We start from the raw sequence: 16326 nt of genomic DNA, 5'->3' as shown, positions 1-16326 counted from the left end.
GTATCACTTTGCAAAAACCAAATTCCCAATCTGACGAATCACCGGTTGCTGACGTACCCAACTGCCCGCTGGCGTTTCGGCCGGATTGTAAAAGACCAGCGCACCGGGAACCAGGTCTTGTCCTTTTTGTAGAACGTCCTCTGCTGCTGTAATGCTGGAGCTGTTTGGTGCTGTGTAAATATATCCGTTTGCAACGCTCGTAAACTGGTAGTGGCCGTTGCTCACTTGGAACACGACCTGCTGAACCGTGTTCCCGTACCCACCCGCTGCGATACGATGCATAATGACATCGCCTACCGCAATTTGCGCTTGCAGAGATTCCCCGCCTGCTTCAGCGTTAATCACGTGTTCAAGCCAATATAAGTTGCTTGTAGTATCGGATGTGGGTGCGGCAACATGGGCATTGACTGCCTGATTTGCTTGTCTGGTGCCATTTGTCGTAGGAGTAGTCTGAGCGGATGTGATCGGAACGCGGATCGTCGAACCGATTTGCAAATTTTGCGGATTGACTTGTGGATTCGCAGCCAGCATGGCACTAAGAGTGACTCCATAACGTCGACCAACCGTAAACAAAGTATCCCCTGGCTTGACCACGTACGCTGTGGGGCTCGGAACTTGCACGGTAGCACCCACCTGTAGATTCATCGGATCCATACCAGGATTCGCTGCTTCAATACTTTGCACAGAAATACCAGCACGATGAGCAATTGACCACAGCGATTGCCCTGGTGCGACCTTGACGGTCGCGGCCATCGCGGTCGAAACACCGAATCCACTGGTCAGACACATCGTCGCTGCTGCGAGTAACCAATGTTTTTTACGCAATCTGCCCAAATCCTCTCGTTCTGCCTCCGGGGTTAGTTGTCGGGTTCGGGTGACGAGACACCCGTCGCAGATGGCGATTCACCCCAAGGTCATACAACCAAGAAGTCCCCCGTACCCCAGATAATCAATCTGGAGACTCGGCTTAGTATTTGACGACGAAGAGTATAACAGCAAGGACATAGCGTATGTAAGATAAAAAGTATTACATCACATGATATATATGGTGACTTGATGGATGTTAGTGTTGTTCTTGCGGATCACCAACCGTTACCAACGTGCCATAATCCGTTAACTCCCATAACCGTTTCGCGTCGTGAATGGCCAATTCCACACATCCCGCACTTTGCGGGATACCGTACCGAGATCTGGGAAGGCCATGCAGCGCTTCACCCTGATAGAAAAAGCTTACATACGGTACATGGTCGACATGATACGGTTTCCCGCTTGGTCCAACACCGTCCATGCTTTGCTCCCGATTGCGTAGGTAAATCACATGCGTGCCTGCGTGCGTAGGTGCTGCATCGACGCCGGTACTACACGGGGCCGAGAAGATCCAGGATCCGTTTTCCCATACGCGAACTGTCTGCGGGATCGACTGCTTGACATATACATACCGATACGGGCGGAACGTGCCGATGACACACGTCGAAGAGAGCGCAATAGCCCGAAACACGGCTGGGCCCGCAAATCCATCCGGCCGCAGGCCATGGTCCATTTCAAAAGTCATGACTGCACCTCGGGTCAACTCGTTATAGCGACACGGGTCCCATAGCTCCCGTAAGGTATCCGGTACGTTTGCGTACTTCCACGTAAATCTCCCGATATTTGGCGAGCCCCAGCCTGCACGATACAATCTGTCCGTCGGGACCAAATCATGAAAGGTAAAGGGCAAATACCCTAGTTCGGCCAACCGCTCATGTAACCAATACACACGCGGATCAGTGTCGCCAATCGTAAGCACATGTGGAGTGACCGAAACTCGATCTCGGTCGCCGAATTCCGCACCGTATACGCAATGCGCAGGTACAATTGCAACGCTCATACAAGTCAAACACACGCTGCACAATCGTATGCTTCTCTGAATCCAAGTACGCGCCGTATCGAGACCGAACACTGCGATCACCCCCATGAAGCTAGGGTGATATGCAAGTCTTCAGCTTAGACAAGGGATTCTTTTACACGGATACATAATGAATCCTATTTTACAATATCACCTGGTACCTACCGTCGGGCAGCTTTTCAACCAGGTGCTCCACCTCAAGTTCCAATAATGTGGCATAGATGTGCCCAGGGGGCATTGACAATAAGAGTGCCAATTCTCCCGCCCGAAGCGGACCGTCCTCAGCCAGCCTATCGTACACTTGGGCTATATGTTTTGGCACTTGTTTGCGCACGGTTGTCGTAGCGTCTCCAATGCCAAATTGGTCCTGAAGCAATATTGCCGGATCGACCAGCGGGATGGCTCCGTCGAATAACAATTGGTTCGATCCGCGACTGGCGCGGGAGGTGATGGGCCCCGGCACGACGTAGACATCGCGGCCAATATCAAGTGCGACGGCCGCCGTGCCAAGTGCGCCGCTACGCTCGCCGGCTTGTACTACGACAGTGCTATTGGATATACCCGCAATGATGCGGTTGCGCTCCGGAAAATGGTGCTTACGTACCAAGGAGCCTGGAGCATATTCGCTCAGAAGTAGTCCCCGCTCACCAATCTCGGCATAAAGTCTCGCATGAGATGGTGGATAGCACACGTCCACGCCGGAACCGAGAACGGCGACAGTCGCTCCACCTGCCGCAAGGGCTGCTTCATGTCCAATGGCATCGATCCCCAACGCCATACCGGAAACGACTATGCCTCGGGCTTCCGCCACCGTCGTTGCGATCCACTTGGTGGCGGTCACTCCATAAGCTGTGGCGCGCCGCGTCCCAACCACAGCGACGGACACAAGAGAACTGAGCAAATCAACATTGCCCCGCGCAAACAACACCTCGGGCGGATCAAACAAAGCTTCAAGGTTTTGTGGATAAATTGCATCGCCGCGCACGATACACGAAATGTTCTGTTCACTGAGACGACTCTCCAACATACTGATGTTGGGGGACGATTCCCGCCATGCTACCATGCGGTGCACGGTTTGCGCATGCAACCGTACAGACTCGGTCCAGTCCGATTCATCCGCGTTTGAAAATGATATAGCCGAGCCAAACACGTGTAGCATTCGTCGCCATGTGGCTGGTGCCAATCCTGGGCAGAGCGCCCAGAAGAGTCGCAGTTCCCGTTCCGTCACAAGTACCCACACCTTCCCGTCATCGACGTAGCTTTATTGTCGAATTCGACATGGAAAGCGTCGATTGCAGATCGTAAAAAAGCCACCCGAGGCATATCGCTCGGATGGCTTTTTGTCGCACTTCGTTAATGGGTTTTGCAGACTTCCAACAACCCGCGTTCCTCTAACAACGTATAGAGTGTGGAGCCCATTTCCGACGGCGTCGGTGCAACGCGAATACCGCACTCTTTCATTTTCTCGATCTTGGATTCAGCCGTACCCGATCCGCCCGAGACAATGGCACCAGCATGCCCCATGCGCCGGCCAGGAGGCGCCGTCGCACCTGCGATAAAGCCAACTACGGGCTTTTTCATGTTCTGCCGGATCCATTCCGCCGCCTCTTCTTCTGCTGTACCACCAATCTCGCCAATCATGATGACCGCTTCAGTGTTCGGATCATCATTAAACATTTTTAACACGTCGACGAAATTGGTCCCATTCACCGGATCGCCACCGATACCAACAGCAGTAGACTGGCCAATACCGCGAACCGTCAATTGGTATACAGCTTCGTAGGTCAAGGTACCAGAACGCGAGACCACGCCAACCTTCCCTGGCGTATGAATGTACCCTGGCATAATACCGATTTTGCATTCACCAGGTGTAATCACACCAGGACAGTTTGGCCCGATGAGCCGCGTGTGCTTTCCTTCCATGAACCGCTTGACCTTCACCATATCCAACACTGGGATACCTTCGGTGATGCAGATGACGAGGTCAAGTTCAGCGGCGACCGCTTCCATGATTGCATCGGCCGCAAACGCGGGTGGTACATAGATGACGGACGCGTTTGCACCAGTTTCACGAACTGCTTCCTCGACTGTATTAAAGACCGGCAGCCCCTCTACCGTGGTACCGCCCTTACCAGGTGTCGTACCGCCGACGACATTCGTGCCGTAGGCCAAAGCCTGTTGCGTGTGAAACAAGCCTGCCGAGCCGGTAATGCCCTGAGTAATAACACGCGTATCTTTATTTACCAAGATGCTCATGATGGAATTCCCTCCTTACACAAGCGCGACGATCTTCTGCGCCGCATCGGCCAGCGAATCGGCCGCCACGATGGAAAGACCTGATTCGTTGAGAATCGCCTTGCCCTGTTCAACGTTCGTACCTTCCAATCGCACGACCAACGGTTTGTCCAATCCGACCTGCTTGGCTGCCGCAACCACACCATTCGCAATGACGTCGCACTTCATGATGCCACCGAAAATGTTGACGAGAATTCCTTGTACTTTCGGATCGGAAAGGATGATCTTAAATGCGGCCGTCACCTTTTCTTCGCTCGCGCCACCACCGACGTCCAGGAAGTTAGCCGGAGCCCCGCCATAGTATTTGATAGTGTCCATCGTCGCCATCGCAAGGCCGGCTCCATTGACCATGCAACCGATGTTTCCATCGAGCGCGATGTAGCTGAGGCCGTACTTGGAAGCTTCAATTTCCTTTGGATCTTCCTCGTCCTCATCGCGCAGAGCCACGATATCAGGATGGCGATACAACGCGTTATCATCAAAGTTCAATTTGGCGTCCAGCGCAAGAATGTCACCTTCGCCGGTCAAGACGAGCGGATTGATCTCCGCCACGGAACAATCCTTGGCAACAAAAGCGTTATAAAGGCCCATCATAAATTGAACCGCCTTGCGGACAGCCGTTGGCGGCAACTCGAGCTTATACGCCAGATTGTTGGCTTGGAATGGATTTAATCCCGTCGCCGGATCAATCGTTTCGCGGAAAATCTTCTCAGGGTGCTGTGCTGCAACCTCTTCGATCTCGACCCCGCCTTCTTGGGACGCCATCATCACGATCCGCCCTTGCGCGCGATCCAGAACTAGCCCTATGTAGTACTCCTTTCGGATGTCCGTCAGCTGTTCAATTAAAAGGCGCTTGACAACTTTGCCCTCCGGGCCAGTTTGGTGAGTAACCAAAGTTTTCCCAAGCAACTCCCGTGCGTTGGCCTCAACTTCTTCGAGCGACTTCGACACTTTGACGCCGCCCGCTTTACCGCGGCCGCCCGCGTGAATCTGGGCCTTTACAACAGCCTTGCCGCCGAGCTCCTTCGCCGCAGCAACCGCTTCCTCAACGGTAAAGGCAACCTTGCCTTGCGGAACCTTCACGCCAAACTCGGCCAGCACGGCCTTCGCCTGATACTCGTGGATGTTCACGATGCCAGTCCTCCTTTGTCCACCCGTACCGAAACGGTACCATAAAAACCGGACGAACGTCGTCTGAGCGTTCGTCTTGTTTTCTCTATCAGAATAGAACTTCTAGGAGCGTTTGACAACGTCTCGTCCGGTTTAGGTCATGTAAACGCATACAATCGAACCTTGACAAAACGATACTTCATTTTATAGCCACGGGTGTAGGAGACAGCATAGATAAGCGAACGCAAATGTTCCGACGAGTACACCAAGCACTTTCATCGCCGCCCGCTCCTTCAATACATAGAGCGTCAGTCCCAAGGCAAGACCAATCGTATTCGTGAACAGGCTGACGACGAGAGCCCCGGCCCTCCATCCGACAGGACACAGTCCCACGATCGCAAAAGCCACAGCCACGACGGCCAACGCGTAACAGGTGTAACGCAAAAGCCACAGCCCAGTCAGCCCTTCGTACGGTGCACCACGGTACTTTCTATCTCGGCGACGCTGATAGGCTCGTAAGTCAATCACCTGCCCCCGCTTGCCATGGGAGTTGGATTTGTCCATTCGTTTTCGTGGGCTTTCCATGTCGGCTCCCTCCTGAAACTCGTCTCCTAGTGAGACGATGCGAACGAGATTCTTCCCTACATTATGGCTGACATCCCCGCAAATTGCTATATCTAGTCCATACTCAGACTTGCGTGATCGCACACAATCATTTAGAGGTGATGGCGATGCTAGGACGTGCCGTCAGCGCCGTTCACAATGGCATTCAATCTGAACTCGTGCATGTCGAGGCCGATGTTGGCCCAGGGTTTCCTCGCTTCTCCATCGTAGGGCTACCCGATTCTGCCGTAAACGAGGCCCGCTTGCGAATTCGCGCGGCCTTTCACAACTGCTCTTTACCATTTCCCAAAGGCCGTATCACGGTGAACTTACAACCAGCCTCGCTCCGCAAACAGGGCTCGGGGCTCGATCTCGCCATCGCAATCGCCATCCTTCGCGCTGAAGGTATGCTGGTAGAAAGAAAACAAACGGCTTTTCTTGCCGAACTAGGACTTGATGGCTCGCTCGTCCCGGCCGAGGCGACCGTTGGACTCGCTTTGCGCCTGGCCGAAGCAGGCATACAAGAGTTGTACATAGCACCAGGCCCACCCATCCCGGGACCGCTTGCCAGTCTCATGAACATCGTAGCCTCCTCTACCCTGACACAAGTTGTCGCTCAGCTTGCAAACCATCGTCCAGCGTGTGCTATACCATCGAGAAGTTCAATGGACGACAAAACCTCTACACAAGATGCGACACTTCCCTTCGATATGCTCGATTCGCTGCCCAATCGAGCATTTGAAAAACGGCTACTTGCCATTAGCGCTGCAGGCAGACATCCACTTTTGTTCATCGGACCGCCTGGCGTCGGTAAAACGACGCTGAGCCATCGTCTCATCGATCTCTTACCAAATCTGTCTGAAGCGGATGCGTTGCGCTCATACGCGTACCATGAGTTGGTGAATCCGAATGCCCAATTCAGTTTGCGACCACCCCTGCGGGAACCACATCATACGCTAACGCCAGCCGGACTGACTGGAAGTGGATCGCCCCCTCGTCCAGGAGAAGTCACACTTGCCGATAACGGCGTGCTCCTCCTTGACGAGTGTTTCGAATTCTCAAAAGCCACTTTAAATGCTCTTCGTGAACCGCTCACGAGTGGGGTGATCCATATTTCACGAAACGGACGCACAGCCAGTCTGCCAGCACGCTTCTTACTTGTCGGAACCGCCAATCCATGTCCCTGTGGATGGCGAGGCTACGGAGAATGTCGATGCCTCGAACATGATGTCCGTCGATATTGGAGTCGCTGTCCGGGGCCTCTTTTGGATCGCATCGACTTGATTCACTATATGAACCGTGTTCCAGACGGTACGAATCATCCATTAGGCAGCCGCGATCCTGTAGCATTTGAATTGCGACAAGCGGTAAGCCAAGCACGTGCAATACTTGAACCTGTCGACGAGTTAGACCCCATAAGGCAATTTCAGACCCGAGCTGTCTCCATGTTGACACACCTGTGCGACAAACTCAGTGTCACAGAGCGCGTTGTCGTACAAACCGCAAAGTTAGCGAGGACCATCGCCGCGCTGGCTCGACGAGATGAGATTCGGGTGGAAGACGTCGAGGAAGCATTTGCGCTTCGTTCTTCAGCAAGACGTTAGATATTGTGGATTACGGATAGAAGGACTAAGGGTATGGAATATTAAGGTGAGTGACTTCGCGGGAGGGAGACACGTTTGCGGTTTAAACGAAACAAATGGCTTTTGACATGCTTCACGTTGACCTCGATCGGGAGCTGGTTTTGCATCCCGGCGACAACAGATGCGCAAACGCCACCACCAACAAACGAAAAAGTACTGTATCTGACGTTTGACGATGGCCCAAGCGAGCGGTACACGCCCAAGTTACTTGATGTCCTTCGCGAATCAAAGACACCGGCTACATTCTTTGTCCTGGGTCACCGGTGTGAACAGTTCCCTGGCATTGTCCGTCGCATGCAACGCGAAGGGCATGAATTGGGAAACCACGGTTTTACGCATGCAGATCCCGCAAAACAAGCTATTACGACAATGACACGCGATATCGAAATGGCAGACTCGGCCATCATTCGCGCCTGTGGCAAAAAACCAGTGTATTACAGACCACCTTACGGTTCCATCAAGCCAGATGAAATCGCGTATGTCCACCGCCTTGGCCATCCGATCGCGCTGTGGACAGTCGATTCGGAAGATTGGAAAGCCGAATCCTCCCGCAGTATCGTCGAACGCGTTGAGCAGGAAGCTCACCCAGGTTCCATCATCTTATTTCACGATGGCATCAGTACCAGTCGGTACACGGTGGAAGCCATCCCGACCATTATTAAGGACTATAAAGCGAAAGGGTACATATTCCGCACACTCCCCGTGTAAATCGACTTAATCCGGGTAGATTCGCACATGCTGGATATCGACCACGACGTTCCGATGTATACGGAGACCTACTGCGTCTAGGCAGACATGTTGCGCAATATCGCGAGAAAGGCGCGCCGCATATCCTTCAGCCTGGTGAACAAGGCGGATCAACTGTGCGTTGCAGAGGGCCTCGAGCGGCGCGCCAAAACTATCTGACCGACGCGTCTTGACTTCGACAAACACGAATGTTGTGCCGGTTTTTGCCACAATATCAATTTCGCCATATGGTGAACGGACATTCCGGTCCATTATTTCCCAGCCGAGACACCGGATCAGATAATTTTCCACAAATTTTTCGCCAAACTTGCCGATGGCGAGCGAGTTACTACTGTTTTTTAGATCGGTAAACATATGCCAGAACCTCGGCAACTGCCCGATACAACTCGGGAGGAATAACGTGATCAACCTCAAGGCGGATAAGGGTGTCGACAAGTTCCTCATTTTCTACAATCGGGACCGTATTGGCTGTTGCCGTGTGGATGATGGCCTCAGCCACTTCGCCGGCACCCTTCGCAACCACTCTCGGCGCTCCTTCGCGTTGCCGATCATAACGCAGCGCCACGGCACGCTTTTGCACCACGTCAGAAGACCTCCTCATGTGTACTGACAGACCATCCTGCAAGTTCCCAGCCATGCTGTGCCAAGGGCTTTTGAAGGGCTTGGCGCCCATCTGCGAGATATTGATGAATCGAAGGATTATCACTTGTAAAGTGCACAAACATTTGTGGCCGTTGCGCCGTAATAAGACAGGTAACCGGCGAGCCGTTAACTTCGAGACCAATTTGAATGCGATGAACTAACTTACCTGCATGACCGATTCGCGTGCGCCGCTCAGCCTCCCACTTGACAGCTCGATAGGGAGGTTTGTCTTGGTCGGGCAAAAAAAACAATCCTGCCCCCCGACGTTCATATGCGTTATCCATCACAGCGGCTGTAAGTCTATCCTGCAATGTCCAATGTTCAATGCGACGACGATCAGCGGCACTATGAGCCTGTGCAAAAACTTCATTCCCAACAGAAGCGAAAGGCAACAAAGGGGGATCAGTTTGAATTTGCAAGGAAACCACTTTCGTTGTGGAACTAGACTCAGATGCGTCAGAGAGTATGTCCCATAATGCCTGAACCGCTCGCTCAAAATGATTCACTTGCTCACCTTGCGAGGCCGCAACTGCCTCACCAGACATGATTGGGCCATCCTTTACCAAGACGTTCTCCTCACCGACATTTGGTAGCGTCCGTTGCTGTTCAGGATGTGTATTCGAAACGGCGCTATGAGACGTGAATAATTGCTGCACAAGCAATGCCTTCCACGCCCATTCTGCCTTCAACCATATCGGGTTTTGCAGCAACCGATAAGGAATGTGCTGCTCTAGTGAGAACAGTCCCTCGTCAAGTGCAACCAGTGCGGCTTCCGGTAAGGCGCGTGCAGACCCTTCGGTGGTTCTTTGATCTGTACGATCCAAAGGCAACCTAGGCGCGGGACGGACTTCCTGCGTCGGTGCCGGCGCACGATCCAGCCTTCCCGACGAGATTGGGGGATTATCCACTTTCCGCCATCCTCCTATCGTCTAGGCAAGCTCGAACGGGTGCAAACGTCAAGCGATGATACGGCGTAATGCCATGTTCACGAAGCGCGTTCAGGTGCAATTTCGTCGCGTAACCAACATGGCTGTCAAATCCGTATTGAGGATACTCGCGATGTAAACGTGCCATCCATTCATCGCGATACACTTTTGCCACAATAGAAGCTGCCGCAATAGATAGAGAACGCATGTCGCCTCCAATCACGGGTAGACACGCCAGACGTGTGGATGCCGGCACATGGCCGTCAATAAGAGCCAGCTCGACAGGAACATCCAATTTTTCGAGGGCTCGTCCCATAGCAAGTTGAGTTGCGCGCAGGATATTGAGTTCATCGATTTCTCGTGAACTGACTTCACCGATCCCGATTGACACTGCACGTTGACGAATGAGCTTCGCCAACCCCTGTCGCCGTTTTGGCGTGAGTTTCTTGGAATCCGTCACACCCATCAAATCTAAAGACGCAACTTCTTCGAGCGGAAGAACGACCGCCGCAGCCACGACTGGACCCGCGAGACACCCTCTTCCAACCTCGTCTACGCCGGCGATTGTCAACGAACCGGCCATCGCCGAATCAAAACGCGCACGACTGTGCCAACCGTGCCGAGATCCCAGCATGCAACCGCCTCCTCAATACCCAGTCTACGGCCAGTCACATGCAAACGCCAGACAAACTTAGGAGATATTATTTTCTCTATCGCAATGTGGTTCGATCATCTTCAATTGATTGAGGCCACTCAAATGTCATATGCCCAAGCACACCATCTTGTACTTCCTTGATAACCATCTTTGCCACCCGTTCTTCGTCAACGACCCCACCACGGCCTAACATGCCGCGCTTGCGCCCAATCTCCTCTACCACATCCGCAATCTGCGGCCACACGGTCGGCAAATCTGTCCACTCGACAACAGGAATATGCGACAAGCCGTATCGCTGTATTAAAAGGTCCGGGTAATGTCGACTCGCGAAGCACAGGAAGAAAGCAAGACCCTCTTCCATATCGTAGATTTGGTCCTTAACCGCCCCGCTGATCGCCAAACGCAATCCTTGTTCAGGCGTTTCAATTTTCGGCCATAATACACCGGGTGTATCGAGCAACTCAATATCGCCCATCCGAACCCATTGTTCCGTGCGCGTCACGCCAGGTTTATTTCCCGTCTTTGCGACGGAACGCTTCGCAAATTGATTGATAAACGAAGATTTCCCGACGTTCGGGATCCCAACAACCATAGCACGGACGACGGCGCGTTGCAGACCCTTCTCCATAGCGCGTTGAATCTTCGCTGCGGCGAGCTTACGCAAACCGTCACGAACTTGCGAGAAACCGTTACCGTTGGTCGTATTGACGGGAACGGCCAGGATATCGTCAGATACGAACGCAGCCAGCCAGGCGTGTGTAGCCCGCGGATCAGCCAGATCCTCTCGTGTCATTACCACAAGTCGTGGCTTCTTGGCCGACAGATCTTGCAATACGGGATTGCGACTGGAAAGCGGGAGACGAGCATCCACCAGTTCTATGACAACATCCACCTGGCGAACTCGATCCTCCATGATTCGCCTAGCCTTCGCCATATGACCGGGGTACCATTGTACAGGCACGGATCTTCCTCCCTATATATGTAATATGTTAGGCTTCACCTTTAGCATGTCCAACCCAAACCGATACAAAAAGGGCGCAGAGGCAATCCCTCCGCGCCCAGTTGCTTACCGCCGAACTTCTTTGATGCGCGCCGCCTTCCCGGACAATCCGCGCAAATAATGCAGCTTTGCGCGCCGCACTTTGCCTTGGCGAACCACTTCAATCTTCTCGATCTTCGGCGAATGCAATGGGAATGTACGCTCCACGCCAACACCGTACGAAATTTTACGCACAGTATACGTGGCGCTGATCCCACTGCCGCGTCGACGAATGACGACGCCTTCGAACACCTGAATGCGTTCACGTTGACCTTCTCGGACCTTCACGTGTACGCGAACAGTGTCACCAGGGCGAAATTCCGGAATATCAGAGCGAATCTGGTCTTCCACCACTGAACGTAGCAAGTTCATGGCCAGACCTCCTTCCCACAAGTGTTCATGTCCACATACTCGACAGAGGACCACCGTAATTACCCGCGCTATTATACCGTACCATTTGCAATAAAGCCAACCTATCGCCGAAAATTTTTGTGCAAAGTCTGCATACAAGGAATGATCCGCGTCCAGATATGCCTCTGGCATCGAGAATTCAAACCGTAACAAACCCCCATCACAACAAAAAGCGCTACGGGTCGCCCCGCAGCGCTACAGACATCATCCAACATCAACGTAGGGTTTGCTTTTCCGTATCGCCGCTGCGCACGTTATGGACTCTACCCTCCTTGCGCCCCAGATGTTTTAGCGCAAGTTGAATCTCCATATCGCGGACATACTGCGGCAATTCTGGCTTCACGACCATCTCGACCAGCTCCTTGACTGAATTTGATCCTCAGCCAAGTTCCTTTTGGAGCACGCTTGATCTTCCTACAACGCTTACGGAGTTAGCTGACGGGTTCGGGTGTAGGAAACCCTACGAGATCCAAGAATCTCGATTCACCCCACGTACCATGGGTCCTCCGCTTCCCAAAAACGGAACTCAGCGATAGGTCATGCAAGCATTGTACGCCACATCACCGAATTTGGCAACTATTCAACACCATGTTCCAATTGACCAACCAGTGATGAAGGTATTTGAACTTGCGCTAATTGCGCATTGTCAATATCCGAAAAAATGGTGGACGTCTGAATCGACAAGGAGCCAACAGCGTCCACGACGTTGACCGACTGGGTTTGGACCTGCCTGATGTACCCACTCGATTCACCCACATAGAAAATGTACTCAACCGGGCTGCTATGACTAGCAATGGACGGGATCGAAGTGCCTGCCGTCTGTTGCAGAAACGTTGGTAGACCGGCAACGCCATTAGGCACGATCACGCGGTAGACATCACAATACTCATCCACCACGTACGTCCTATCCATTTGCGCCAATTGAAGATGATCTTGCATGGCCTTATCGATAATATCAGCGTATCCCTGATAAGCATCAAGATTTGCAACAGGTTCCGTTTTCGACCAAACAGTGCCATCTTGTTGATAGGCGACCTGCCCCTGTTGATACAACCCAATATTAAAGTTGTTTTCATGCACCTGAATATTGGCCATATTGGGCATTTGAAGAGTTCCGTACTCCGTAAAACTGGTCTTCAAGTTCGCGTTCTGTATCGTCACCGTCGTCAGCAACTTGTACTCTTGCGCTTGCTCACTCTTGTGCAGCGCCGCCACAAGTGGTGCAAAAGAGACGTCAGGTTTGACGATGGTTGTCGCCGTTCCGGAAGCGATGGATGCCTTTTGAACCCCGGGTGCACAACCGACCAGAAGCGCAGCACAGAAAACAACCGTACCTGTCAGCGTTGCCAACTTGCCTCTCATCGGCGTTCCCCCTCCTTGCGCCGCGAAGGTCTGTACAACCATCCGCCTATGAATATGAGTGCCAGCACAACACACGAAAGTGGTAATAGTGGCCAATTTGTACGCGCAACGACCAAGTAGTCACCCGTTCCGTAAATATCCAGTGCGAGCGCATCGGGAGCTGACGACGACAAACGAAGCGGCGTCACGTTTACAACATTCGTACGGAACACTCGCCAGTCGCGCACAAGTTGCCCGTGCCCATTCCCATCCGGAACAAAACGATACGCAGAGAAATAGCGAATGGGAGAATTCCTTATCATCGATGGATCGTTCGTGACAATCTCGGGTGCTCCTTTTCCATTTGAAAGCACCGTTTCGAACCGGAACGTCGGGCTCGTCGCGGTGTACACGCGTTGCCACTGCCCGTTTGCCCGCACCGTCAAGATGTACGCCGGCGAAGCATTCACAAAAATCGCATCCCGACCACCACTCGTGATCGGCCCAATTTTAATGTCGTTTGGCACTGGGCTGTCAATCGTCCCACGATACGTCGCGACGACCTTTCCAGTTTGCAAATCGACTATATGCAATGCATTGTTACCAACAAGCAGCACCTGGTCCGAATGGTTGCTTGTAAAGTGTCCAATCCCCACGACACTGCTTGCCTTGACCGGGATCGAAATGGGACGTCCGGCATCCGTGCCTAACAATTGATCATTCTGCACATACACGCCTGTGCGATGCGGTGTAACACCCAACTGCGCGAGGCAATCATTCCAATTCGCCGTCTCCGCGGCTGCCGCTTGATTTGCGATGGCTTGGAACGACGCTGGATACGCGGCCGGGTCAAGTGCAGCCTGCACCGCTTCAGAATCCGTTAGATAAGGGGTCAAATATTCATAGATCCGACCATGACTCACGTACCAATTGGCCTTTTCGTATGGGAAAAAGGCCCGAACAAGATCCATTGGATTCACTTCCGCCAATTCAGCAGGCGTCGGATTGACCTTTTGCAGCTTCCCGTTCACGTCCTTAAGCTCAATGATTTGGTACTCACCATCCGCCGTCTGCAAAACGTTGAACAACGCATCTGGCGAATCGGTGGCCGCAAGAGCCATCTGTTCCAATTCGGTCGAAGACGGGACATAACCGTCGATGGTGATAATTGCGTCACCACCGTTCGTCGGAACGATAGCCATGGGAGCTTCCGGTGAATTTTGAGCCTGCAAATTCACATGCGAATCATCAAGCACCCGGAAGTGCGGCAAAAACGCCCAATCGTTGAGCGGCAACACGATTTGCGACAGAACGACCGCGATGCCGCCGAGTAGCGACGCCCACGGGCGTGTCTTGCCGAACCAAACGGCAATGATCCACAAACCGACGATCATGACAACGGTGACTGCGATCAACTTCGCTGTGCTTCCAAACGAAAGCGTCGCAAACCCTTGTGCTAGGATCAGAACAAACATCGTGTATGATACCCACGATCGACGCAGCGACCTGTCGATTGTGGAGAGCCAGACGACACCGATAGCCGCGACCAAGAGTACACCGTACATTGCAAGGTCATCCACGAGTGGACGCAATACCCATACATAAACGGCATTGACAAACAGTGCCCAAAAGACAAACCAGATCCAACGACCGATCGTCGCAGGAATCGATTTCGACTTATTCATGCTTCTCCTCCTGTCGTTCTAGGGTACGGCCCCATAAGAGGAGCAAACTCAGCATGAGGAAGTAATTCAAGAAGTTCGGCGCATACTCAAACACGTTTTCTACGACGTCGTGGACTAACAGCGCCGTTACACCGATCAGTCCGCCAAGCGCGAGATACCGATCCCGCCCTGTGGCCTTGCGCACTGTCTTGTTGATCACCTCGACGACGATACGGACGTGCATCGCCAAGAACAGCACCAATCCCACGAGCCCCGATTCACCGAGAATCTTTGCGTAGTAGTTATCCGAGTAGATCGAAAAGCCGTGATCGGAAGCAACTGCACCACCATAGCGGCCGAGACCGACGCCGAACAAAGGATTTCCTGACATTTGATCAAACGCCGTTTGCCAGCGAATTAAGCGACCGCCCTGTGAAGACTTGATGTAATAGACAGGCGAAAACAAGTCCATGATGCGATGATGAATGGGAGGCAAAAAGAAACCAATCACGCCCAGTACGACGATCACGATGAGCAATCGGCGCTCGTAGGCGACGGCCACCAACACCAACGCAATACCAAGTCCCATCCAAGCGCCACGCGTGTAGGTCAGCAACAATGTGAGCAAGCAGCAGACTCCGCCTATCGCATACACAATGCGCCGTGCCCGACTCCGATCTCCTAGACAAAGCCCGAAGATAATGGGTGTCATCATTTCCATGTACGCACCGAGCTCGTTCGGCGATTTGAGAACGGAAAAAACGCGCGTGCGAACATGTTCCCCCACATCCACCCAGCCGGGAGGAATGGGTGGAGCCAGCACATACTGGACTACGCCATGAATGCCAATCAATATTGCTACGGTTGCAGCTGCGTATAAATACTTCTTCGCGTCTTGCGGGTCGATCACAAACGGCATAAGCAAGCCAAACAACATATAGTAGACATCGGCCCGAAAACCATCGAAGGCGACACCAGGACTGCCAAGCCCCGCAAAAAACAAGGCAACTAAATACAGGATATACCATCCTGCATATTTGGACCAACCGAATGCCGGTGGACGATGCCCACGCAATACACGATTGAATGCCACGATAGCGAGTAGCAGAAGTACCACCTTGTCCCAAATTGACCCAATTGGATGAATGAATGAAAGCCGCAACGTGTAATCGACAATTGGAAACGCAACGAGCAGGTATGTACACCATTTGGCAATGCGTGCACCAAACGGTTGGGAAGACTGACCATCTTCCGCAGCCAGGTAGACCTGGTCTAACATGAACTTCAACTCCCACCTCAACATAGGTTGTCCACTGTCGTCCAGCACCACTGGAACCGGAGCCTACTTCGCCCGTTCGAGCATCG

Annotated in this window: 18 protein-coding genes and 2 riboswitches; of the genes, 2 read left to right on the top strand and 16 right to left on the bottom strand. The window is 52.8% G+C overall.

Annotation, left to right across the window (positions count from 1 at the left end):
• Nucleotides 1-3 precede the first annotated feature (3 nt).
• The 6 genes from QMF38_RS02930 to QMF38_RS02905 form a co-directional block, all read right to left on the bottom strand.
• A complete protein-coding gene (locus QMF38_RS02930) occupies nucleotides 4-825 on the bottom strand; it encodes a LysM peptidoglycan-binding domain-containing protein (protein ID WP_058095484.1) in 822 nt (273 codons plus the stop codon).
• A 7-nt stretch (nucleotides 826-832) separates the two neighbouring features.
• Nucleotides 833-978, bottom strand: a riboswitch (cyclic di-AMP (ydaO/yuaA leader).
• 85 nt (nucleotides 979-1063) lie between these two features.
• On the bottom strand, nucleotides 1064-1867 hold the full coding sequence (locus QMF38_RS02925; protein WP_281758626.1) for a L,D-transpeptidase: 804 nt from the start codon (nucleotides 1865-1867) through the stop codon (nucleotides 1064-1066).
• Nucleotides 1868-2027: 160 nt separating this feature from the next.
• Nucleotides 2028-3113, bottom strand: a complete 1086-nt coding sequence (dprA, locus tag QMF38_RS02920) for a DNA-processing protein DprA (RefSeq protein ID WP_281758625.1) — start codon at nucleotides 3111-3113, stop codon at nucleotides 2028-2030.
• A 125-nt stretch (nucleotides 3114-3238) separates the two neighbouring features.
• A complete protein-coding gene (sucD, locus tag QMF38_RS02915) occupies nucleotides 3239-4141 on the bottom strand; it encodes a succinate--CoA ligase subunit alpha (RefSeq protein WP_058095487.1) in 903 nt (300 codons plus the stop codon).
• Nucleotides 4142-4156: 15 nt separating this feature from the next.
• Nucleotides 4157-5311, bottom strand: a complete 1155-nt coding sequence (gene sucC, locus QMF38_RS02910) for an ADP-forming succinate--CoA ligase subunit beta (RefSeq protein WP_006447073.1) — start codon at nucleotides 5309-5311, stop codon at nucleotides 4157-4159.
• Between the two features lie 183 nt (nucleotides 5312-5494).
• Nucleotides 5495-5875, bottom strand: coding sequence for a hypothetical protein (locus QMF38_RS02905; RefSeq protein WP_281758624.1), 381 nt, complete (start codon nucleotides 5873-5875; stop codon nucleotides 5495-5497).
• Between the two features lie 146 nt (nucleotides 5876-6021).
• Between QMF38_RS02905 and QMF38_RS02900 the strand changes: the two genes are divergently transcribed.
• Nucleotides 6022-7497, top strand: coding sequence for a YifB family Mg chelatase-like AAA ATPase (locus tag QMF38_RS02900; RefSeq protein ID WP_281758623.1), 1476 nt, complete (start codon nucleotides 6022-6024; stop codon nucleotides 7495-7497).
• 75 nt (nucleotides 7498-7572) lie between these two features.
• On the top strand, nucleotides 7573-8244 hold the full coding sequence (locus QMF38_RS02895; protein WP_281758622.1) for a polysaccharide deacetylase family protein: 672 nt from the start codon (nucleotides 7573-7575) through the stop codon (nucleotides 8242-8244).
• A gap of 6 nt (nucleotides 8245-8250) precedes the next feature.
• On the opposite strand, the gene QMF38_RS02890 is transcribed toward QMF38_RS02895, so the two are convergent.
• The 10 genes from QMF38_RS02890 to QMF38_RS02845 all read right to left on the bottom strand — a co-directional run bounded on the left by QMF38_RS02890 (nucleotide 8251) and on the right by QMF38_RS02845 (nucleotide 16240).
• Nucleotides 8251-8637: a YraN family protein gene (locus QMF38_RS02890; RefSeq protein WP_281758621.1), complete on the bottom strand. Its 387-nt coding sequence runs from the start codon at nucleotides 8635-8637 to the stop codon at nucleotides 8251-8253.
• Complete coding sequence (locus QMF38_RS02885) at nucleotides 8612-8866, bottom strand: EscU/YscU/HrcU family type III secretion system export apparatus switch protein (protein ID WP_232302365.1); 255 nt, start codon at nucleotides 8864-8866, stop codon at nucleotides 8612-8614. Before QMF38_RS02885 ends, QMF38_RS02890 begins: the two co-directional genes overlap by 26 nt.
• Nucleotide 8867: 1 nt before the next feature.
• Complete coding sequence (locus QMF38_RS02880) at nucleotides 8868-9833, bottom strand: hypothetical protein (protein WP_281758620.1); 966 nt, start codon at nucleotides 9831-9833, stop codon at nucleotides 8868-8870.
• Nucleotides 9826-10485, bottom strand: coding sequence for a ribonuclease HII (locus QMF38_RS02875; protein ID WP_281758619.1), 660 nt, complete (start codon nucleotides 10483-10485; stop codon nucleotides 9826-9828). The genes QMF38_RS02880 and QMF38_RS02875 overlap by 8 nt, the downstream gene beginning before the upstream one ends.
• A gap of 76 nt (nucleotides 10486-10561) precedes the next feature.
• Nucleotides 10562-11467: a ribosome biogenesis GTPase YlqF gene (ylqF, locus tag QMF38_RS02870; protein WP_281758618.1), complete on the bottom strand. Its 906-nt coding sequence runs from the start codon at nucleotides 11465-11467 to the stop codon at nucleotides 10562-10564.
• Nucleotides 11468-11572: 105 nt separating this feature from the next.
• Nucleotides 11573-11917 (bottom strand): 50S ribosomal protein L19, encoded by a 345-nt coding sequence (rplS, locus tag QMF38_RS02865; RefSeq protein ID WP_040289522.1) that lies wholly within the window; start codon nucleotides 11915-11917, stop codon nucleotides 11573-11575.
• Between the two features lie 253 nt (nucleotides 11918-12170).
• Nucleotides 12171-12305 (bottom strand): hypothetical protein, encoded by a 135-nt coding sequence (locus QMF38_RS02860; RefSeq protein WP_281758617.1) that lies wholly within the window; start codon nucleotides 12303-12305, stop codon nucleotides 12171-12173.
• A 56-nt stretch (nucleotides 12306-12361) separates the two neighbouring features.
• A riboswitch (cyclic di-AMP (ydaO/yuaA leader) is annotated at nucleotides 12362-12498 on the bottom strand.
• Nucleotides 12499-12532: 34 nt separating this feature from the next.
• Nucleotides 12533-13318 (bottom strand): hypothetical protein, encoded by a 786-nt coding sequence (locus tag QMF38_RS02855; protein ID WP_281758616.1) that lies wholly within the window; start codon nucleotides 13316-13318, stop codon nucleotides 12533-12535.
• On the bottom strand, nucleotides 13315-14982 hold the full coding sequence (locus QMF38_RS02850; RefSeq protein ID WP_281758615.1) for a hypothetical protein: 1668 nt from the start codon (nucleotides 14980-14982) through the stop codon (nucleotides 13315-13317). Before QMF38_RS02850 ends, QMF38_RS02855 begins: the two co-directional genes overlap by 4 nt.
• Nucleotides 14975-16240 (bottom strand): O-antigen ligase family protein, encoded by a 1266-nt coding sequence (locus QMF38_RS02845; protein ID WP_281758614.1) that lies wholly within the window; start codon nucleotides 16238-16240, stop codon nucleotides 14975-14977. Before QMF38_RS02845 ends, QMF38_RS02850 begins: the two co-directional genes overlap by 8 nt.
• Nucleotides 16241-16326 lie beyond the last annotated feature (86 nt).

Origin of the sequence: Alicyclobacillus hesperidum subsp. aegles, assembly GCF_027923525.1 — a bacterium.
Classification (GTDB): domain Bacteria; phylum Bacillota; class Bacilli; order Alicyclobacillales; family Alicyclobacillaceae; genus Alicyclobacillus; species Alicyclobacillus aegles.
This window is presented reverse-complemented; position numbering and strand designations above follow the sequence as displayed.